The following is a 20737-nucleotide window of genomic DNA, read 5'->3' on the forward strand; positions in this document are numbered from 1 at the left end:
AGCCTCTTCAGAACTCATCGACGGGGACCAGGGCGCGGACCTCGGCCGGTGTGCCACAGCCGATGGCCTGTGCGGCCAGCTGACGGCACGTCGCGAGGTCCCAGGCACGAACCGCTGCCTTGACGGCAGGGATCGCCGGGATGGAACAACTGAGCTCATCGACACCCAGGCCGACGAGGATCGGGACGGCCTGCGGGTCGGAGGCGACCCCACCGCAGACCCCCAGCCACTTGCCGTGGGCGTGCAGGGCCTCGGCTGCCTGACCGATCAGGCTCAGCACGGCCGGGTTGCAGGGATCCACCTGGCTGGCCAGCTTGGGATGTCCCCGGTCCATGGCCAGGGTGTAGCTGGTCAGGTCGTTGGTGCCGACGCTGAAGAAGTCGCAGCCGTCCTCGGCCGCGAACTGCCTCGCCATCACCGCGACAGAGGGCACCTCCATCATGATGCCGACGCTGACATCGGCCACCGGGGCCGTCCTCTGTCGCTCCTCGTCGAAGATCTGCTTGGTGGCGCGCCAGTCCTCGATGGTGGCGATCATCGGGAACATGACGTGCAGCTTCGCCCCGGCTCCTGAGGCCTTGAGGACGGCCCGGATCTGGGTGCGCAGCACCTCCGGCTGCTCCAGTCCGACCCGGATGCCCCGCACACCGAGGAACGGGTTCTCCTCCGCGGGGATCGGCAGGTAGGCGAGCGGCTTGTCCCCGCCGACGTCGAGGGTGCGGATCACCAGGGGCTGTCCCGGCTGCAACGCCCGGGCACAGTCGGTGTAGATCTGCTCCTGTTCACTCTCGCTCGGCGCAGTGCCGCGACCCATGAACACGAACTCGGAGCGCAGCAGGCCGACGCCCTCCGCGCCCTTGCCCATGGCCTGGACGGCATCCTCCACCCCGCCGATGTTGGCGACGACGGCGACCCGATGACCGTCCCTGGTGATGGCGGGCTCGTCCTTGGCGGCCTCCTCGACCGCCTTGCGTTCGGCCATCCTGGCCTGCCGCTCCCGCAGCTGGGCCACCTCCTCGTCGGAGACCCCGGTGCGCAGGGTGCCCTTCGTGCCGTCGAGGACCACCAGGATCCCGTCGGCGATGTCCAGGGCGCGTCCCTCGATGCCGGCGACGGCGGGGATGTCCAGGGAACGGGCGATGATGGCCACGTGGCTCGAGGCCCCGCCGCCGGTGGTCGCGAACCCGACGACGCGACTGCGGTCCAGCTGGGCGGTGTCGGAGGGGGTGAGGTCCTCGGCGATGAGGATGGTGTTCTCCGGCAGTTCCTGCCGCTTCGAACGCTGACCGGTGAGTTCCTCCAGCACACGCTGACCGACGTCCCGCACGTCCCCGGCCCGGCCGGCCAGGATCTCGTTCTTCAGCCCGGCCAGCTGGTCGGCGAAGGTGTTGAAGGCGGCCCGCCAGGCGAAGGCGGCGGACTTGCCCTTGTCGATGCCGGATGCGGCCAGGTCGAGCAGCTCCGGGTCGCCCAGGATCTCCTGGTGGGCCGCGAAGATGTCGGCCTTGTCCTGCGACGCCTCGTCGGCCAGCCGCTTCTCCAGGGCGGACAGGTCGAGCAGGGCCCGGTCGATGGCGGCGTTGAGCTTGCGCCGTTCCTTGTGCCGGTCCTCCGCGGTCTCCTCCACCTGGATGTCCTCGTGACGCAGCTGCACCACACGCCCGATCCCGAGTCCCGGGGAGGCCGAGGCCCCCAGCAGCAGGTTCCAGTCCCCGGACCGAGGGCCGACCGGCTCCGCCACGGGCTCGGTGATGGCGGGCATCGCCGTGGTGTCGTCGGTACCGACCACACCGCCGCTCGGCAGCAGTGGGATCTCCTCACCGAGGCCCTCCTGGATGCCCTGGGAGAGCTCCTCGACCGCCTCGTGCGCGTCGGGGCCGTGTGCGGTGACGACCACCTTCTCGCCACAGGCGACGGCCAGCGCCATGATCCCGACGATGGACTTGGCGTTGGCGGAGTCCTCACCCCTTCTCAGCCGGATGTCCGAGCGGTACTTCTTCGCCATCGCGACGAGGGTGGCGGTGGGGCGGGCGTGCAGGCCGGTCGGGTTCGGCACCAGCAGGGCCTCGGAGGAGGCCTGGACCCCACCGACCGCAGGGCCACCCTCACCCTCGACCGCGGCCAACGTCACGGTGGCCGCCTCGGACCGACCCGCCGTGACCAGCCCTGTGGCCGGGGTGATGGCCTCGACGAGCTCGACGTTGCTGACCACCACCTGGGTGAGCAGGGACTTGGCACTGCGGGCGACCTGGTCGAGATCGAACTCGATCAGCGTCTGCCCGGCCTCGACCCGTTCCCCGGCCGAGACCTTGGCCGTGAACCCGTCGCCACCGAGCTGAACGGTGTCGAGACCGATGTGCATGAGGATCTCCAGGCCCTCGGGACTCCTCACGGTGAGGGCATGACGTGATGGCTGGACGTTCACGACCTCACCGGCGACGGGCGAGCACAGCCGCCCCTCCAACGGGTCGATCGAGAACCCGTCACCCACCATCCTGCGGGCGAACACGGGGTCAGGCACGTCCTCGATACGCACCATGACACCGGTCATGGGTGCCAGGAGGACCACCCGAGGGGCTTGGTCTTCAGTCACGACAGCTTCCTTCCAGGAGAGCAACGACGCTGTACTTCCCTCAGGAAGGGCTGATGGACCCGGTGCCTGCGTGCAGGAGAGGCCGCCCAGCACTTCCCGCGAGTTGGTGCCACCCTAGCCGTCTTCAACCCCGGGCGGAAGACATCTTGTGGACAGACCCGGATCGACTCCACAGACCTTCAGATCCGTCGGCCGTTTGGCCGACCTTTTCGGCTACCAGCGTGCCTCGTCCCGGACTGCGCTTACCTTACTGCCACCTCAGACAGGAGACAGAGATGTCGAATCCAGTGGTGAAACCACCCAGCCATGCCGGTCGGCAGCGTCGCCCACGGCTCATCGCCCTCGGCCTGCTGTTCGTGGTGCTGGGCGGTCTCGGAGCTGCGGCACTGTACAACGCCACGCACGAGAGCCGCCCTGCGGTGGTGATGACCACGGACGTGGTGCGCGGTGACGTCATCGACGCCACCGATCTCAAGGTGGCCGAGGCCCCGGTGGGCCTGGGCGAGTTCTTCCCCGCCTCCGACCTGGATTCCCTCATCGGCAGGACCGCGAGGTACGACCTTCCGGCAGGCGCCTTCCCCGCACCCCGTCTGCTCGGCGCCCTTCCCGTCCCGGAGGACTCCGCCGTCGTCGGTCTGGTGCTCGGCCCCGGACGCGTCCCGTCCAAGGAACTGGTCCCGGGGCAGGGCGTGCAACTGGTCGACCTGAACGACGGCACCGTGGTGGCTGATGCCGTGGTCGTCACCGCACCGCAGCTGCTGGAGGACCACTCCACCAAGGTGCTCGACATCGCCGTGTCCCGGGACCGGGCCGCACGGGTGGCCTCCCTGTCCGCCCAGGAGCAGGTCGCCCTCTACACGGTGGAGGGCGGCTGATGTCGATCATCCTGGTCACCGGTGGCCCCGGGGCACCGGGGGTCACGACAACCGCCCTGGGGTTGGCCCTGACCTGGCCCGGCGCCGTGCTGCTGGCCGACTGCGACCGCGACCCGTCCCAGAGCATCTCCGCCGGACACCTGCAAGGTGTACCCCTCGGCAACACCGGGCTGTCAGCCGTCGCACTCGCGGTACGACACGCCGAGGTCCTCGGACCGAAGCTCCTTCCCCTCAGCCTTCCGCTGATCCCTGACCCACCTCCGGAACGCCGCTTCCTGCCGGGGTTCAACCGCCCCGAGGCGGTCCGGCTGTTCGACCACGTGTGGGCCGACCTCGCCAACGGCTTCCGCTGGTTGGGGGACAACCAGGTGACCGTCGTCGTCGATGCCGGACGGGTGGGGGCCGACGGCCTGCCCCCGGATCTGGTGGACGCCGCGGACGCAGTGCTGTTCGTCAGCCGCAGTTCACTGCGCTCCCTCGCCGCCTCGCGGTTGTACCTGCCCTCACTGCAGGCGGACCTGGAGCGCACCCCGCGGCAACGCCCCCTCCTGCTCGCTCTGGTGGGCCCCGGCCGCCCCTACGTGGCGACGGAGGTGGCAGCCGAGTTCCAGCTCCCCGTGGTCTGCCTGCCCTGGCAACCGAGGGAGGCCGCTGTCCTGAGCGACGGCGAACCCACACCTCGTGGGTTCCACCGATCACGGCTGATGCAGGCCTTCACCGATGCCGCCGCCCTGATCAGCCGGGAGACCGACGTCGAGCTCCCGGCGGTGAGGCGGTGAGACCGATGTCGAACCACGTCACGGAACTGCCCACCCTGGCCGGGGCGTTCGCGGATCTCGGGGATCCCGGCGGAGGCAGCCCGAACCAGCCCCGGCGAGGAGCCCCGCCCCTGCCACCGTCGGTGAAGGAGGAGATCGACTGGAAGCTGGTCGTGGCGTTGCGACGTCAGGCCGTGGAACAGATCACCGAGGCCCGCGAGGAATGGGGGAAGCAGCACGGGGTTCCCATGCCGGAGGAGGACCGGCGCATCCAGGGTCGCTCCATCATCCGTGCCGTGGTGCGCTCCCACGTCGAACAGCTCGGTAGACAGGGCTCGGCCCTGTGGTCCCTCGAGCTGGAAGGGCGCTACGCCGAGGCCATCGCTGATGCGATCTTCGGTTACGGCAGACTCACCCCGGTGCTGTCCATCCCGGAGGCGGAGAACATCGAGATCTCGGGCTGGGACAGCGTCGTCGTGCAGTACCCCGATGGTCGTCGCGTGACTCACCCACCCGTGGCGGAATCGGACGAGGAACTCATCGAGATCGTGCGTTTCCTGGGTGAGACCGCATCGCCGCCCCGCCCCTTCGACGACGCCCATCCCACGATGACCCTGGCCCTGGGGAGCCAGTTCCGGCTCCATGCGATCGGGTTCGGTCTCAGTCATCGGCCGAGCGTGATCATCCGGCAGCACACCTTCACCTCCGTCGATCTCCACGGCCTCTCCCTGCGAGGGATGCTGCCCCTGGAGGTGGCACATTTCCTGTCCCGGGCCGTTCTGGCACGCAAGTCGATCGTGATCTCCGGGGACCAGGGCGCGGGCAAGACGACGTTGCTGCGGGCACTCATCGCGGAGATCCCTGACAACGAGCGTTTCGGCACCCTGGAGACCGACTTCGAGCTGCTCACCCATCTGCAGCCGAACCGACGCAACATGCTGGCGTTGCAGGCGCGTTCCGGGATGGGCGAGCAGATCGGTGGCAGGAGGGTCGGCGACTGGAGCGTCGCGGATCTCATCCCCGAGGCCCTCCGCCAGAACCTGTCGCGCCTGGTGGTCGGCGAGGTGCGGGGCGCGGAGGCCGGGGCGATGATGGAGGCGATGGTCTCCGGCGCGGGGACCCTGTCCACCACCCACTCCCACTCGGCGTCATCCACCATCGACCGGCTGGCCGCACGCGTGGCCCAGGGTGGTGTGCTCGGTGTGGCCGAGGCGATGCGACAGATCGCCCACCACATCGATCTCATCGTTCACGTCCGGTTGGAGGACGACACCTGGCGTGGCGGACTCCGGCAGCGATTCGTCAGCGAGATCCGGCACCTGACCGGGGCGGTCGAGGCAGGACGGCCCAGCACGCACCTGGTCTACACCAGCGGACCACCCGCCCGGTTCTCCCCTGAAGCGGAACTGGCCCGGGAACTCTCCCGCTATGCGAGGCCGTCATGGGAGCGCTGACCGCGGCCGGGTGTGGGGTGCTCGTGACGGCGGGAGTGCTGCTCGTGGTCACCGGGGCGCGACGCAGTGCGCCACCATCGCCCCGGCAGCCCTCCGAGGGTGGCGGCCTGGCCCGGCGCTGGTCCCGGATCGGTCGTCGGATGCGACTGTGGGTCGGCCTGGTCTCGGGGCTCGGGCTGGCAACGGCGGTGCTCTCCGGGTGGCCGGTCATGGCACTCGTCGTTCCGGCGATCGGCATCGGGGTGCCCTTCGCCCTGAGCGCTCCACACGACGACGAGGTGGCCGACCTGGCCGCCATCGACCGTTGGCTGCGACTGCTCGGGCCCTCCATCGGGACGGGGAAGTCCGTGCGGGACGCCATCCTCTCCACGGCCCGACAGGCCCCGGAGAGGTTGCAGGTGCCACTGCAACGGCTGACCCAGCGGATCGACCTGGGGTGGAACACCCGCGATGCCCTGCTGGCCATGGCCGACGAGCTCGGCTCCCCTGACACCGATGCTCCCCTGGCTGCGCTCGCGATGGCCTCGGACCGGGGCGGCACGGGTTCCCGGGCACTGCTGGAGGCCTTGACGGACAACACCCGGGCGCGACTCCGGGACGCCCGGACCATGGCGACGGAACGTGCGAAGCCCCTGACGGTGGTGCGTCAGGTGGTGGCCATCACCACGGTGATCCTGGCGGGGATGGCGCTGTTCTCGCCGGGCTACTTCGCACCCTACTCAACCCCGCTGGGGCAGGCGCTGGCCCTCGGCGTCACGACGCTCTACGTCGGCTCCCTGGTGCTCCTGCGCCATCGGATGCGTCCCAGCCGTGGGCCCCGCTTCCTCGGAGGTCGGACATGACGACGTGGGCACTGGCGTGCTGCATCGGCATGCTCGTCGGGTCCGGGCTGTTCCTCACCGGTCTGGGTCTGATGCGCCGACCCGTGAGCCTGGCCAGTGCGCTGTCCCATCTCACGCAGTGGCCCGAGACCTCGGGGGAACCGAGCACCACACCGCAGGGACTCGAGACGGTGGGGAGTTGGTTCCATCGCACCCTGAGGATGCCCGTGACCCCCACACAGGAGCGGCTGCTGGCGCGTTCCGGACGCAGCGTGGCGGATTTCTTCACCGAGAAGTTGGTGTGGGCGACCACGGGGTTGCTGCTCCCACTGGTGTGGGCGGCCACGTCGGCGGCGATGGGCAGTCCACCGCCCGTGATGCCGATGCTGCTCGGTCCGTTCCTGGCGGTGGCCGGCTACTTCATCGCCGACTGGCGGCTGGCCCGTGGGGAGCGGGATGCCAACCGGGCCACGGCGGAATCCTTGTACACCTTCTTCGACCTGGTGGTGCTGGAGCGGCTCGCCAACGCCTCTGCGAGCCAGGCGGCCACGAGTGCCGCCGGGCTGTCCTCGGCACCTCTGTTCCGACGCATCGGCACCGGGTTGGAGAAGGCTCGGCTCGAGCAGTCGTCGCCGTGGCGGGAGCTCGAACGCATCGCGGTGGAGTGGGAGCTGCCCGAGTTGCGTGACTTCGCTGACGTGATGCGTCTGGAGGAGCAGGGTGCGGCCCTTGCCGACACCCTGCTGGCCCGGGTGGCCGAGTTGCGGGAGGGGCACAACGCCCGCCTCCTGATGCGTGCCCAGCAGGAGGCCGAGGGCTTGACGATCTGGATGACGATACCGGCCCTGGCCCTCGGGCTGTCGTTCATCATCCCTCCTCTGTTGGCCTTGATCGGCCCATGAGAAGGCATGGGAGATGACCCTGTGGAAAAAGAACATCCGGGCCGGGACGTGCCCATGATGTGAGTGAAAGGAAGAGAACCATGACCCCCGTTGACATCCTCCTGGAGCACCTGCTCAGCCGCCTGCGGTTGCCCAGCCGCGATGAGCGCGGCCTGTCCCAGTCCACGGAGAACGCGATCCTGTTGGCCGGCGCCGTGACCATCGCGGCCCTGATCGTCACCGCGGTCACTGCCTACGTCAAGTCCCGCCTGCCGTAGGGCACGCACGAAAGGAGCTGAGTTGAAGCGCCTGGTGGCCTCACTCGCAGCCATCCTCTGTCTCACGGGGATCGTGGTGGGTGTGCCGTGGTTGCTGCTCCGGTGGGGACAGCTGGCGGGGCTGTCACCTGCCCTGTGGAATCGCTGGTTGCAGCCCGACGACGGCACCTTGACCATGACCCTGCTCACCCTGGTCGGTTGGCTCGCCTGGGCGGTGTTCGCGTGGAGTGTCGTCGCCGAGGCGGCTCGTCAGCTCTCGAAGGGGCGGGTCCGGCTCCGGCTCCCCGGCACCTCCTGGTTGGCCCCCGTCGTCTCGGTGCTGGTCGCCGCCGCGCTGGCCCCACTCGCCACCGCACATGCCACGACACCTGGGGCTCCCGGCCCCACGGCCGTCGTGGCTCCTGAGACCTCCCCGACGGCACCACCTCCGGCACCTCGTGACGACCGAACCACGAACGACCGGGGTGCCATCGAGAGGACCGGGGCACCCCAGCGGTGGCGGCAGTACACGGTGGCACCGGGGGATGAACTGTGGGACATCGCCACCCGTGAGCTGGGCGGTGGTGAGCGTTGGCGGGAGATCGTCGCGGCGAACCCGGGGCTCGACCCCGAGGCCGAGTTGGTCCCCGACAGCGTCCTGTTGCTGCCGACCACGGTCACCGTGGTGCCGGGTGACACCCTGTGGGAACTCGCCGAGGAGCACCTGGGTGATCCCGAGCAGTGGCCGAGGTTGCACGAGGCCAACCGGGATCTGGTGGCCGACCCGGATGAGATCGACGTGGGTTGGACCCTCACCCTGCCGGGTGCCGGTGCCCCGACCGCTCCGGAACCACCCGTGCCACCTGGACCACAGGCCCCTCCGGAGATCCCGCAGGCCAGTCCTTCCCCCCCGGTCCCGCCTCAGGCGTCGGCTCAGACGACGGAGGTCAGCCCCGGCGTGGAGGACTCCCCCCGGCATGCGGATGTCTCGACCGCACCGTCCCCGGCCTCCCCTGCCCTCGAGGTGCTCGGCCCGGTCGGCGCCCTGCTCGGGGCCGGCCTGGCCGTCGCACTGGCCTCACGACGCCGCATCTCGCTGGCACAACGTGAGGTGGGGCGCCGTGTCCCCAGCACGGCCGGCGAGTTGTCCAGGCACTGGGCCGCCCTGGGACTGCTGGCCGCCGAGGAACCCGAGGCCCCGGCGGAGGAATTGGCTCCCACCGCCGTGCTCCTGGGATGGGACACCGAGCAGGAGGAGCTGTGGTGCGACCTCGAGTCGGAACCGTTGTGGTTGGAGGGTCGCGCCGAGGAGCTCCAGTCCCTGTCCGCGGCTCTCCTGACCAGCCTGCTGTGCGCTGAGTGGTCGCACGACGTCGAGGTGGTGATGGTGATGGCCGACGAGGCCTGGGCGACTGCGCTCGATGATCCACGCCTGACGGATGTCAAGGACACCACAGCGGGTCTGGAGCGGCTCGAACGGTTGGTGGGCAACCGACTGGCCGCCCTCGATGGCGAACCGCTCTCCTCGGCCCGTCAGGACCCGGACCGTGCCCCGGGATTCGCCCCGACCGTCTTCCTGTTCTGTGTCCCCCTCTCCTCGGCCGAGTGCGCGACGATCAGCACCCTGTACGCCCGTGGCCGGGCCGGGGTGGGCGTGGTCGCGGCCCGCGGGAGTGACGATGGCGGCAACAGCGGACCGGGACGCCTGGTGAACCTGCTCTCCGGCACGAGGGCCGAAGCGGTACCCGGCGGGGCCTTCACCCCCCAGCTGCTGCAGGCACCTGCACGACACGCCCTCGTCGGTCTGTTCGCGGCGAGCAACGACCCCGGGACCGAGCCCGCTCCTTGGTGGAGCCCCCACAACATCGCCCCGCTGCTGAGCAGCCCGATCTCGGAGGAGCTGAGGATGCCCCCGAAACCGTCTTCCCCAACCCTGCTGCTCCTGGGGGAGGCCCAGTTGGTGGCCTGTGACGGCGAGCCACCCTCCCGCAGCATCGGACGCTGCCTCGAGGTCTGTGCCTGGCTGTTGGCCCATCCCGGATGCACCCCCACCCAGATGCGGGAGGGGCTGATGATCGCCGAGGGAACCCGCCGGTCGGTGATGTCACGCCTGCGCGGTTGGTTGGGACGCTCCTCCGGCGGAGAGCATCTGCCGGACGCCTACTCCGGGAGGATACAACTGGCAAGCACCGTCTCGAGCGACTGGGAGAGGTTCCAGTCACTGCTGGCCGGTGGGGTGAACCAGGCCAGCGAAGCAGCGCTCACCGAGGCGCTTGCCCTGGTCCGGGGAGCCCCTCTCGCGGGGTACGAGTTCCAGTGGGGATGGGCGGAGTCCCTGCGTTGCGACATGGTGGCGATGATCACCGACGCGGCAGTGGTGCTGGCGGAGCGTTGCCTGGCGAAGCGGGATCTGCAGGCGGCTGAGTGGGCACTGGCGCAGGGATCACTCGTCGGGCCGGACAACGAGGCACTGACCGCCCGACGGATCCTGCTGCGGGCCGCGCAGGGGGACCGGACGGCAGTCGACCAGGAGGTGCTGCACCTGACGCGGACGGCCCGGGCCGAGGGCCGCGACCTCGCCGAGTCCACGGTACGGATCATCCAGCAGGCCCTCAGCCAGTGCCTGACCACCTCGTCGTGATCCTCAACCGAGGGCACGTACCAGATGAGGAACCACCGCCATGGTCACCGCACACAGCACCACGGCGGTGTCCGAGCGGGTCCAGGGCGCTTCACCGAGCCAGGTCCTGGGACCCGGTGCCGAGTAGCCACGGCAGTCCATCGCCACGGTGAGCCGTCCGGCCCTGCGCAGTGACTCCACCAGCAGGGTGAAGCAGAGACCGGCCCAGTACCTGCCACGGCTGACGAGCCCCCGGGTCGGCCCGAGCCCCCGGACCCGACGCGCCCCGGCCAACTCCTGCCACAGGGCTGCGAACTCGTCGAGCCTGCGCAACGCCGCCGTCATGGCCAGCACCGGGCGGGCAGGAAGCCCGAGCCGTCGCCCCAGGTGGTCACCGAGGCCCGTCGGGTCGAGGAAACTCGCGACCACCACTCCGGGCACCACGATGAAGGCCACCCGCAGAGCCGCCTCCAGCGCGGGGACGACATCGGGCGGGGAGGCCAGGACCCAGTTCGACCAGGCCACCGACAACACGGCGACCACGGCCGGGAGCAATCGGGCCGGGTGGAAGCGGAACCCCGTCATGACCGCCCCGAGCACCACCATCACCGTGCAGGCGGCGAGCAGCGGGACCACCCCTGAGGCGGCAAGCCCCGACACGGTGACGAGCACGGCCCCTGCCAGCAGGGACAGCGGTCCGGCGCGTCCCAGCAGACCACGGGTGGGGGTCACGTCGCCCTCCCCGGACGTCGGCACCGGTGTCAGGTGGTGCTCCCGGTCGGCGCGATGCGCCAGGGCCTCGTCGTGCGTGGCGACGACGGTTGCGGTCCCGGCCTTCGTGGCGGAGCGGATGAGCCCGACCACGGCTGCCCAGGAATGCCGGTCCAGCCCCACCGTCGGTTCGTCGAGGGCCAGCACGGCTGGCGCGTGGAGCACCGCACAGGCCACGGCGAGCCGCCGCTGCTCCCCGCCGGAGAGGCTCAGCGGGGCCCGTCCGGCCAGGTCCGCCAACCCCAGGGCGGCGAGCAGGGCCCGGGCCTGCACCTCCGTCTCCTGGCGCGGCCACCCGAACCTGTCAACGCTCGCCAACAGGGAGTCCAGGACGGTCTCCCCCACCGCGAGGGCCTCCGGGAACTGGGGCACCCAGCTCATCCGTGAGGCCAACTCGACGGAGGACCACCGTCTCGGCTCCCCTGACACTCCTTGGAGGCGGATCTCCCCCGCCTCGAGCGGCACCAGCCCGATCAGCGCTGCCAGGAGGGTGCTCTTGCCCGAGCCGCTCTCACCGCGCAGGGCGACCAGCTCACCGGGATCCAGGCGGAGATCCACGCGATCGAGCACGAGCCGGGCGGGACGTCGAGTGGTGTGGAAACTGAGCGCAGGCCGACGCAGGACCCGCAGGTCATGGGCCGTCAGGGCCCGAGGGGTGGATGGGGCCGCCAGCTCGATCCGTCGTGGCTCGGGCGCCTCAGCCCCGGGAACCCACAGGCCGAGCTCCAACAACTCGGTGCGGTGCGTCGCCACGACGTCGTCCAGCGGACCGTCAAGACGCACCCTTCCCCGCTCGAGCACGACGAGCCGTCGTGCGATCCCGACCCAGCCCGCGATGTCGTGGTCCACCACGACGAGGGTCGCCCGGTTCCGTTCGACGACCCGGCGCACGGCCTCGCGCACCTCCCGGGCCGCCGAGGCGTCCAGCATGGCCGCCGGTTCGTCGAGGAGCAGGACCGAGGGACGCAGCGCCAGTGCACCGGCCATCGCCAGACGCTGCGCCTGACCGCCGGACAGCGCCCCGGTGCCGTGCCGCTCCCCGAACGGGAACCCCACCAGGTCAAGCGCCTCCGCCACCCGGGCACGGATCTCCTCGGGCGGACACCCAAGGTTCTCCGGCCCGAAGGCGACGTCCCGCCCCACGGTGTCCGCGACGATCGAGTCGAACGGCTGCTGCTGGACGAAACCGACGTCCGGACGGCCGCTTCGGGCAGGGGTTCCTCCCACCAGCAGCGACCCCGTGAGATCGCCGGGACCGTGCTCCTCCAGCACCCCGGCCAGAGCCCGGAGCAGGGTGGACTTGCCGGCCCCACTCACCCCTGTCACGAGCACCCGTTCCCCGGGAGCCACGGTGAGGTTGAGGTCCTGCAGCACCGGTGCCCCGGCCCCGAGCGGATGCCATGTGAGATCTGTCGCCTCGAGGGCGGCGGGAGCCGTCATGCCTGTCCGGCCAGACGCTCCCGTCCCGGCGGGAAGGCCTCGAGTGCCCCGGTCCGGGCGAGTGCCCTCACCAGCAGCCAACCACCGATCCCGGCGATGAGTGCCCCGGAGAGGAGGGCGAACCCGAGCGCGGCGAGACGCTGCGGCCAGCTGTGGTTGGGTTGGTAGACCCACCACTCCCACACCGTCAGCTCCAGGAAGGCGGCGAGCAGCCCTCCGAGGACGGCCACCACCACCGTCCAGTTGCGCCAGACCAGGACGGCCATGGCGATCTCGACACCGAGCCCCTGCAGGAAACCGGAGACCAGGACGTTGAACCCCCACTGGTTGCCGAGGAGGGCCTCCACCGTGGCCGCGATGAACTCACAGAACAGCGCAGCCCCCGGTCGCCGGATGACGAGCCCACCCACCACGGCCGGCAGGAGCCACACCCCGAGGGCCAGGCTGCTGCTGGGCGGGTAGACCGCGAAGACCGGGCTGAGGATCCCGTACACCGCGTCCCACCCCCAGAACGCGACGCCGAGGGCGACGCCGAGGATCGCGACGGTGACGATGTCGATGGAACGCCACCCCCAGGGTCCCCCCGTGGCCAGCTGTGGTCGTGTCGTGATGGTCATGATGACTCCTGTGGTCGCCCGGTCTCCCGGATGCCTCAGGGACGCCGACGCGACGGAACACGTCGACATGAGATTCCCGACTCCCTACGCCGGTGCTGACCGGATCAGGTTCGAGGGTCTGCGGTGATCCGCACTCTCAGCGCTCATGCGCTCCCCTGTCGATGCGGCAGGACTCTACCCCATCGGCGCCGACCGGGCGAGAGCTCGGCAGTGCGACTGCTCACCGTCCGCCCTCGTGGCACCACCACGACGACCCCACCACGGACACGCCCTACGATGGTGGAGTGATGAGACGGCTGATGTGGTGCGTGCTGCTGGTGGCGGCAGCGCTCGGGTTCAGCCTTGTCCCGCCCCAGGTCGCACGCGCCGAGGGGGAGGTCACCGTCACCTTCGACTCCCTGTCCCCCAATCTGTTGGACCTGAACGACCCCACCCGGGTGGTGACCCTCAGCGGGACGATCCGCAACGACACCCCCGACCCCCTGACCGCGGTCAACATCCACTTCTGGCGTTCCACCACCCCGATCCTCTCCGACGAGGAGTTGACCTCGGTCCTCGAGTCCCCCCTGGATGAACCGTTGGGACGTCGTCTCACCAGTGAGTCGAACCTGGTGTCGCTGCCGGATCTGGCCCCGGGCGGGAGCGCCGCCTTCCAGGTCAGCGCCACGGTCGCCGACCTGACCCTGGACACCATGGATGCCGTCTACCTGCTGGGGGTGCATGTCCGGGCCTCCCGCCTCGACAGCCCCCGCAGCACGGTCGGGCGGGGACGCATCCTCGTCCCCGCCACCACCACTCGGACGCCGGTGGCCTCGTTGGTCAAGCTCACCCACCGACCGACGAGGATCAGCGACGACGAGTTCCACGACGACTCGCTCCCGCGTGCTCTCGAGTCCGACCTGGAGGAACTGCTGACCGCCGCGGAGGAGCCCCGTCGGCTGGCCCTGCTGGACCCGGCCCTCCTCGTCGACCTCAAGGCCCTGAGCGGGCCCCACCGGATCGCGGGTGCGGAGGCGGCCCCCAATGCCACGGCCCAACGGTTCCTGGAGCGGATGTCTGTGCTGATCCGGGAACGCCGGGTGCTGCGGCTGCCGTTCGGCAACCCGGACCTGGCACGGCTGCACGCCTCGGGAAACCTCCACGACTTCGAGGCCGCGGTCACCTGGTCCGCGACCGCTCTCAACAGTGCCGATCTACCGGAGGTGGCGGAACTGCCCCTGGTCGCGGATCTGGGCGAGCACTCCGACGAGGATCTCGCGCTCATCCTGGCCAAGTCGGGCTACACCACGATCTTCACCGACCGTCTGGAACGCAACGGCAGCATCGGTTCCAGCAACACCATCGGGTACGACGTGGAACCTCTCGGCCGTCCGGGGATCGGACCGGGTACCACCACATCCCCGATCCAGGTGACACAGCGTCGCCTGGCGGAGGGGCTGCTGGCCGGGAACGTCCGGGTTCACATGGCCCGCAACGCCGCGGCGTTGCCACAGCTTCCCCTCATCGAGGAGGCCGAGACCCCGGCGGCGTTGCCCACGCTGCGGGAACCCGCGGTCTTCCCGGCGACGCCCGTGGCGGCGCCCCAGTGGTCGGCCCTCCTGGCCCGCTCCAAAGGGTTGTTCACCGAATCGGCGCTGCTGGAGGAACTGACCGGCACCAACCGGGAGAGCACCAACGCCACCATCGCCGCCCTGGCCTCGAGTGCCGACTTCGACCGGGAACCGGAGGCACTGGCCTTCCTCGGCGCCTGGGCCGGGGAACGTCCGGATGCCTCCCAGGTACGGCTGTCATCGGCCAGTCAGTTCGTGATGGGGTCGGACCGCAACGTGTTCCCCATGACGATCAGCAATCCGCTGCCGCTCCCGGTCAGGGTGCGGGTGCAGTTCAACAGCGACTCCCCGAACCGACTGGACATCCCGGCCTCGGAGATCGTCACCATCGCTCCCGGGGAGCAGCAGACCGTCAGTGTCACCCCCATCGCGAAGGCCAACGGTGTGGTCACGGTGCGTGCCCAGCTCACCAGCCCCGACGGCACCGCCTTCGGACCTGTCATCCCTGTGGAGGTCACCGCCACGGGTTTCGGGCGAGTCGGCTGGATCATCATCATCGTCTCGGGTGCAGTAGTGCTCGGCGGTACCCTCCTGAGGATCAGGACGGTGCAGAAGGAAACCGCGCAGAGGGAACAGGCCAGGGAGAGTCGTGAGCAGTAATGGCAAGGGGGCCGTGAGCAGTACCCGCAAACTGCTCTCCGCCAGTGCCCTGATGGCTGGCGGCACCCTGATCTCACGCGCCCTCGGGATCATCCGGGTGATGTTGATCGCCTTCATCCTGGGCAACGGCACCCGCCAGGCCGACATGCTCTCGATCGCCACCACGATCCCCAACGCCTTGTACATCCTCTTCGCCGGTGGGGCGCTCAACACGGTGCTCGTGCCGCAGATCGTGCGCGCCATCAGGCACGACGAGGACGGCGGTGAGGCCTACACCAACCGGATCATGACGGCGTTCATGCTGGTGATCGGGGTCGTCGCGATCCTGATGACGGTGTGCGCTCCCCTGGTGACGAGTCTCTACTCGGACTCCGCGTGGCGCACCCCGGAGCTGAGCGCACAGTTCGGCTCCATGGTGGGCCTGGCCTACTTCACGCTGCCCCAGATCTTCTTCTACGGGCTGTTCTTCCTCCTCGGGCAGGTGCTCAACGCCCGGGACCAGTTCGGCCCGATGATGTGGGCCCCGATCGCCAACAACGTGGTCTCCATCATGGTGCTCGGCATCTACCTGGTGGTCTGGGGCACGGGTGGGGACCACGGTTCCGCGTTCACCACCCAGCAGGTGCTGCTCCTGGGGCTCGGTTCCACCATCGGCATCGTCATCCAGACCGCGATGCTGATCCCCTTCCTCAGGAAGGTGGGCTTCCGGTTCCGTCCCCGGTTCGACCTCAGAGGAGCCGGCCTGTCCCACACCTTCCACCTGGCGAAGTGGACCCTCGGCTTCGTCGCGGTGAACCAGCTGGTCCTGGTGCTGGTGAACCGGTTGGCGACCTCGGCCACCGCGACCGGCGCGGGTGGTGGCTCCAACGTCTACGCCAATGCCCACCTGATGTGGATCCTGCCGCACTCCCTCATCACGGTGTCCCTGGCCACCGCGATGCTGCCGAACGCCTCCCGACTGGCCGCGGCCGGGGATCTGACGGGGGTGGCCGCGGAGGCCCGGAAGACCATGCGTCTGGCATTGATCGCGTTGGTGCCCTCCTCGATGGCGTTCATCGGGTTGTCGGGTCCGATGGCGGTGCTGCTGTTCGGTCACGGGCAGGGCTCCCGCGACGCCGTGCTGATCGCCTGGACCCTGATGGCCTTCGCCGTCGGCCTGATCCCCTTCACGGTCCAGTTCGTGTGTCTGCGCACCTTCTACGCGTTGGAGAACACCCGCACCCCGTTCCTGCTCCAGTGCGTCATCGCCACCGTCAATGCCGTGAGCGCCCTGAGTCTGGTCACCCTGTTCAACGATCCGGCGTGGACGGCCGCCGCCCTGGCGCTGGCCTACTCCTTGTCCTACCTCATCGGGGTCCAGCTCAGTTGGCGTGCGCTCAAGCAGCGCGTCCCGGAGTTGTCCGGGCGTGAGTTGCTGCTGCACGTCGCACGGCTCTCCCTGGGGTCGGGTCTCGGCGCCGTCTGTTCCTGGTTCCTGGCCGACTGGATCATGCGGGCGCTGCCGGGCAGCGTGGTCGGACCACTGCTCGCGCTCCTGGTGGGAGGGGCCGTGCTCGGTGGTGTCTACGTCACCGTCGCGAAGTTGCTGAAGGTGCGTGAGCTGCGCAGCATGTCGGACCTGCTGCGTTCCCGGCTCGGGCGGCGGCGCCCCGCGGAGGTCTCGCAGACCCAGGACGAGGACTCCGAGAGCATCCGGCCCACGGTGGGCCCGGAGCCCGCCAGTGCCGCTGCCCTGGTCGACGACATGATGCCGACGAGCATCCATGCGATCATCGCCGACGGCGGCTTCCACGGTTGGGACATGGCTCGACTGCCGGAGCACCACCAGGCCGTACCTCCGTCCCCGGTGCTGCCTGCCGTCTCCAGCGGCCAGGAGGCCGAGGACTCCCGGGAGACCACCGTCCTGCCCGCCGTCACCGACGAGAGCACGGCGCCTCGCGCGGTGACCGACGCTCCCGTGGAGCATTCGCTCATGGAGACCGGGGATCTGCTGTCGACCCGGTTCCGGTTGGAGGAGTTGCTGGCGGTCCGGCAGGGCATCGAGACGTGGCGGGCCCACGACATGGTGTTGTCCCGTGACGTCGCCGCGCATGTCATCCCCGCCGACAGTCCCCACGTCGAGGTCCTGCTCCAGTCCGCCCGCAACGGTGCCACCGCCACGGATTCACGGTTCCTGCGGGTCCTCGACGCGGTGCGTCTGGAGCATGAGCCCCGCGGGCTCGGCGGCTACGTGGTCTGTGAGTTCGCCCACGGCAGTTCCCTGACCGATCTGCTGCGGTTCGGGAACTTCAGCACGCTGGAGGCGGCGTGGGTGGTGCGTGAACTGGCCGATGCCCTGACCTCCCTGCACGCCCAAGGTCTGTTCCACGAGCAGTTGAACCCGGACAACGTGGTGATCACCACCCTCGGCGCGGTCAAGCTCGTCGGCTTCGGCATCGAGGCGGCCATCAACAGTGCACAGAGCACACGCTGGAGCGATCGCGAGGCCAACGACGTCAAGGGGCTGGCCAGCCTCCTGTACGCGATGGTGGTGCGGCACTGGCCCGGGGCGGAGGGCTGGGGGCTCCCGGCAGCTCCGATCGTGGCCGGGGAGACCGCTGCCGCCCACACCGTCGGGGTGGGGATCTCCCCGGCGCTCGACCGGATCTGCTCGGCCACGTTGACCGATCGTGGTGCCGCCTCGGATCCTCGCATCACGACGACGTCGCAGTTGGCGGAGCGCCTCGACGAGGTGCTCGGTGGGGCTGAGGCGTCCGCGAACCTCGAGGCCCGGGTCCAGCTGGCGATGCAGAATCCCGAACCCGCCTCACCCCCGGTGGTGCTGGCCGTTGCGCCGCGTGAGGAGGCCGAACCGGAACCGCCCCTGCCCTCGAACCCGGTGCCGGTGCCCTCCCCGTCGCCCCGCTCGCCGCGTTCCTCCTCCCGCGACCACGAGGACAATCCCACCAACTCCCGGACCGGACGGCCGTTGGTGCTGACGGTCCTGGCGTTGTCGATCTGCACCCTCATCGTGTGTCTGGTGATCGCGGCGCTGCGTGGCACACAGTCCACACCTGTCACCTCTCCCGGCGAGGAGTCGACGGGTGCCTCACCCGTCGGCGAGGCGTCCGGCCGGGAAGCACCCGTGGAGCTGACCATCACGGCCACGTCGTTCGACCCGAAGAGCGACAACGGCTCCGGGGACGAGAACCCGGAGGAGACCGCCTTCGCCGTCGACGGCGACCCCGGCACCGGGTGGTCGACGGCCCGGTACCGTAACAATCCCGAGCTGGGTGGTCAGAAACCCGGGGTCGGCCTGGTGCTGGATCTGGGGGTGGAGGCCAGCGTCGCCTCGGTGGAGGTCACGTTCGCGGATGGCGGCGAGAACGTGGAGCTGCGGGTCCCCCTCCAGGAAGGGCTCGAGGAGGCCCCGATGGAGCGTCAGGACCAGTGGCAGGTCGTCGCCTCGGCCACCGACACGGACACCGTGGTGAACCTCACCCCGGATCAGCCGGTGAGGACCCGTTTCGTCCTGCTGTATCTCACCAAGTTGCCGAAGGTGGAGCAGTCCCGCTTCCTCGCCACCGTCAACGAGGTGGTCGTGCACCAGGGCTGAACCCCCAGTACCGTTGGGTCATGACCAAAGGCGATCTGGAGATCCATGTCCTGGCCGATTCGACGGGAGAGACGGCGGTACGGCTGGCGCGGGCGGCCCGTGCGCAGTTCCCCGACGCCCCGTTCGAGATCATCCGTCATCCGAGGCTCGGGCGGATGGACGCGATGGTCAAGGCCCTCAACACGCTCAAGGAACGCTCGGACCGCCCCATCGCGGTGTTCTTCACCCTGGTCAACGCGGAGCTGCGGAGCCTGGTCATCAACGCCTGCACTGATCTGGGACTTCCCTACACCGACCTGATGGGAGACGCGCTGGCGGCACTGGAGAAGATCTCCGGTCACACCGCCGATGAGGTGCCGATGCGTCCCGTCGGGGTGGAGGCCGACTACTTCGTGCGGATCTCGGCGATGGAGTTCGCCATCCGCAACGACGACGGTGCGATGCCGGCGGCGCTGCGGGAGTGCGACATCTGCCTGATCGGGGCGTCACGTTCCGGCAAGACCCCGTTGTCGATCTACCTGGGCTATCTCGGTTACAAGACCGTCAACGTGCCGCTGGTACCCGGCATCGAGCCTCCGGAGGAGCTGTTCGGGATCGATCGGTGGCGCATCGTCGGGCTCACCATCGATGCGGAGCGGCTGCTCCAGATCCGCTCCCGCCGGGTGCAGGGGCTCGGCGGGTTCGGTACCCGCGACGGCTATGCCGACCTGGTGCAGATCTACGACGAGCTGGACGAGGTGGGCAAGATCCAGCGTCGGCTGGGTGCCCCCATCATCGACACCACGGGCCTGGCCCTGGAGGAGGCGGCGGCCCGGATCATCGACATCGTGGACGAACGGGCCCGCAAGGCCGGCTCCCAGCTGCGTCGTCCAGCCGGACAGCTGCGGATCACGCCCTAGTCACAGCGGGTGTTCGTAGCTGCGGGGGTCCTCGATGGGTTCCAGGTGCCCGGTGACGCTCATCCGTGGGAACTCGGCGACGATCTCGTCCACCAGGTCCTCCAGGAAGTCGTGCCCCTGCTTGACGGTCCAGGAACCCGGGACCAGCAGGTGGAACTCCATGAACTGGAGGGTGCCGGATTCACGGGTGCGCATCTGGTGGAAGTCGATGCCTTCGTCGAGGCGGGAGGCCAACAGCTGACGGAGTCGGTCGTTGTCCTCCTTCGGCAGGGAGATGTCCATCAGTCCCTCGGTGGATTCCTTGACCAACCCGTAGCCCGCGATGAGGATGTTGATCCCGACCGCGATGGCCACCACCGGGTCGAGCCAGTTCCACTTCGTCACCCACACCAGGACGATCCCGACCAGCACCCCCGCGGAGGTGTAGACATCGGTCATGAGGTGTTTGCCGTCGGCCCTGAGCGTGATGGAGTTGTGCCTGGCCCCGGCCCGCAGCAGCACGAGCGCCACCCCACCGTTGATGGCGGAGGCCACCAGGGAGATCGCCAGACCGATGCCCACCTGTTCCAACGGTTGGGGGGCGAGCAAGCGTTGCACCGCGAAGAAGATGATGGAGGCCGCCGCGATGAAGATCATCAGACCCTCCACGCCGGCGGAGAAGTACTCGGCCTTGGTGTGTCCGAAGTGGTGGTTCTTGTCGGCGGGTTTCGCCGCCACCTTGAGGGCGATGAGGGCCACGACGGCGGCCACCAGGTTCACGATGGACTCGGCGGCATCCGCCAGCAGACCCACGGACCCGGTGACCAGCCAGGCCCCGGCCTTGAGGGTGATGGTGGCCAGCGCCGCACCGACGGCGATCCACCCGTACCGACTCAGGTCCTGATGCATCCCTTGGCTCACCGACCCATCGTCGCGCCTGGGCTGCTTCGTGGCAAGCCCCGACCCT

14 protein-coding genes, 1 pseudogene and 1 riboswitch are annotated in these 20737 nt (G+C 69.5%); of the genes and pseudogenes, 10 read left to right on the forward strand and 5 right to left on the reverse strand.

Going from position 1 to position 20737, the window contains the following annotated elements; translation table 11 throughout:
* Positions 1-7: 7 nt before the first annotated feature.
* Positions 8-2593 (reverse strand): phosphoenolpyruvate--protein phosphotransferase, encoded by a 2586-nt coding sequence (ptsP, locus tag EII34_RS03660; protein ID WP_260425041.1) that lies wholly within the window; start codon positions 2591-2593, stop codon positions 8-10.
* Positions 2594-2868: 275 nt separating this feature from the next.
* Here ptsP and EII34_RS03665 point away from each other — a divergent pair, with 275 nt between their 5' ends.
* The 7 genes from EII34_RS03665 (at position 2869) to EII34_RS03690 (ending at position 10280) form a co-directional block, all read left to right on the forward strand.
* The gene (locus EII34_RS03665) at positions 2869-3468 is read left to right on the forward strand and encodes an SAF domain-containing protein (RefSeq protein WP_185711158.1); all 600 of its coding nucleotides are present in this window, start codon (positions 2869-2871) and stop codon (positions 3466-3468) included.
* Positions 3468-4247 carry a hypothetical protein gene (locus tag EII34_RS03670; RefSeq protein WP_124843049.1) on the forward strand — a complete coding sequence of 260 codons (780 nt, stop codon included), beginning with the start codon at positions 3468-3470 and terminating at the stop codon, positions 4245-4247. The genes EII34_RS03665 and EII34_RS03670 overlap by 1 nt, the downstream gene beginning before the upstream one ends.
* 5 nt (positions 4248-4252) lie before the next feature.
* Entirely contained in the window at positions 4253-5680 is a 1428-nt protein-coding gene (locus EII34_RS03675) for a CpaF family protein (RefSeq protein ID WP_124843051.1), read from the forward strand.
* Positions 5668-6522 carry a type II secretion system F family protein gene (locus EII34_RS03680; RefSeq protein WP_124843053.1) on the forward strand — a complete coding sequence of 285 codons (855 nt, stop codon included), beginning with the start codon at positions 5668-5670 and terminating at the stop codon, positions 6520-6522. The genes EII34_RS03675 and EII34_RS03680 overlap by 13 nt, the downstream gene beginning before the upstream one ends.
* Positions 6519-7403, forward strand: coding sequence for a hypothetical protein (locus tag EII34_RS03685; protein WP_124843055.1), 885 nt, complete (start codon positions 6519-6521; stop codon positions 7401-7403). The genes EII34_RS03680 and EII34_RS03685 overlap by 4 nt, the downstream gene beginning before the upstream one ends.
* Positions 7404-7483: 80 nt before the next feature.
* Positions 7484-7660 carry a hypothetical protein gene (locus tag EII34_RS15880; RefSeq protein WP_185711159.1) on the forward strand — a complete coding sequence of 59 codons (177 nt, stop codon included), beginning with the start codon at positions 7484-7486 and terminating at the stop codon, positions 7658-7660.
* Positions 7661-7682: 22 nt separating this feature from the next.
* Entirely contained in the window at positions 7683-10280 is a 2598-nt protein-coding gene (locus EII34_RS03690) for a LysM peptidoglycan-binding domain-containing protein (protein WP_124843057.1), read from the forward strand.
* A 3-nt stretch (positions 10281-10283) separates the two neighbouring features.
* On the opposite strand, the gene EII34_RS03695 is transcribed toward EII34_RS03690, so the two are convergent.
* The 3 genes and pseudogenes from EII34_RS03695 to EII34_RS03700 form a co-directional block, all read right to left on the reverse strand.
* A complete protein-coding gene (locus EII34_RS03695) occupies positions 10284-11960 on the reverse strand; it encodes an ATP-binding cassette domain-containing protein (protein WP_464115342.1) in 1677 nt (558 codons plus the stop codon).
* Between the two features lie 15 nt (positions 11961-11975).
* Positions 11976-12389: pseudogene (locus EII34_RS16880) on the reverse strand (energy-coupling factor ABC transporter ATP-binding protein); the annotation flags it as partial.
* 77 nt (positions 12390-12466) lie between these two features.
* Entirely contained in the window at positions 12467-13087 is a 621-nt protein-coding gene (locus EII34_RS03700; protein ID WP_124843061.1) for an ECF transporter S component, read from the reverse strand.
* 64 nt (positions 13088-13151) lie between these two features.
* Positions 13152-13254, reverse strand: a riboswitch (TPP riboswitch).
* Positions 13255-13374: 120 nt separating this feature from the next.
* On the opposite strand from EII34_RS03700, the gene EII34_RS03705 reads away from it, so the two are divergent.
* From EII34_RS03705 to EII34_RS03715, 3 genes are read left to right on the forward strand one after another with little or no spacing between them, the layout of a single operon-like run.
* The gene (locus EII34_RS03705) at positions 13375-15297 is read left to right on the forward strand and encodes a DUF6049 family protein (RefSeq protein ID WP_124843063.1); all 1923 of its coding nucleotides are present in this window, start codon (positions 13375-13377) and stop codon (positions 15295-15297) included.
* A 13-nt stretch (positions 15298-15310) separates the two neighbouring features.
* Positions 15311-18892: a murein biosynthesis integral membrane protein MurJ gene (gene murJ / locus EII34_RS03710; protein WP_124843065.1), complete on the forward strand. Its 3582-nt coding sequence runs from the start codon at positions 15311-15313 to the stop codon at positions 18890-18892.
* Between the two features lie 20 nt (positions 18893-18912).
* Positions 18913-19791, forward strand: coding sequence for a pyruvate, water dikinase regulatory protein (locus tag EII34_RS03715; protein ID WP_124843067.1), 879 nt, complete (start codon positions 18913-18915; stop codon positions 19789-19791).
* Here the strand turns inward: EII34_RS03715 and EII34_RS03720 are convergent, their stop codons facing one another.
* The gene (locus tag EII34_RS03720) at positions 19792-20679 is read right to left on the reverse strand and encodes a cation diffusion facilitator family transporter (protein WP_124843069.1); all 888 of its coding nucleotides are present in this window, start codon (positions 20677-20679) and stop codon (positions 19792-19794) included.
* Positions 20680-20737: the final 58 nt, after the last annotated feature.

Source organism: Arachnia propionica (assembly GCF_003859805.1).
Taxonomy (GTDB): domain Bacteria; phylum Actinomycetota; class Actinomycetes; order Propionibacteriales; family Propionibacteriaceae; genus Arachnia; species Arachnia propionica_C.

Excerpts from the sequence above, each read along its gene's own strand:
- EII34_RS03665 (WP_185711158.1), top strand. The coding sequence starts at position 2,869 with ATGTCGAATCCAGTGGTGAAACCACCCAGCCATGCCGGTCGGCAGCGT.
- EII34_RS03670 (WP_124843049.1), top strand. The coding sequence starts at position 3,468 with ATGTCGATCATCCTGGTCACCGGTGGCCCCGGGGCACCGGGGGTCACG.
- EII34_RS03675 (WP_124843051.1), top strand. The coding sequence starts at position 4,253 with ATGTCGAACCACGTCACGGAACTGCCCACCCTGGCCGGGGCGTTCGCG.
- EII34_RS03680 (WP_124843053.1), top strand. The coding sequence starts at position 5,668 with ATGGGAGCGCTGACCGCGGCCGGGTGTGGGGTGCTCGTGACGGCGGGA.
- EII34_RS03685 (WP_124843055.1), top strand. The coding sequence starts at position 6,519 with ATGACGACGTGGGCACTGGCGTGCTGCATCGGCATGCTCGTCGGGTCC.
- EII34_RS15880 (WP_185711159.1), top strand. The coding sequence starts at position 7,484 with ATGACCCCCGTTGACATCCTCCTGGAGCACCTGCTCAGCCGCCTGCGG.
- EII34_RS03695 (WP_464115342.1), bottom strand. The coding sequence starts at position 11,960 with ATGCTGGACGCCTCGGCGGCCCGGGAGGTGCGCGAGGCCGTGCGCCGG.
- EII34_RS03700 (WP_124843061.1), bottom strand. The coding sequence starts at position 13,087 with ATGACCATCACGACACGACCACAGCTGGCCACGGGGGGACCCTGGGGG.
- EII34_RS03705 (WP_124843063.1), top strand. The coding sequence starts at position 13,375 with ATGAGACGGCTGATGTGGTGCGTGCTGCTGGTGGCGGCAGCGCTCGGG.
- EII34_RS03715 (WP_124843067.1), top strand. The coding sequence starts at position 18,913 with ATGACCAAAGGCGATCTGGAGATCCATGTCCTGGCCGATTCGACGGGA.
- EII34_RS03720 (WP_124843069.1), bottom strand. The coding sequence starts at position 20,679 with ATGCATCAGGACCTGAGTCGGTACGGGTGGATCGCCGTCGGTGCGGCG.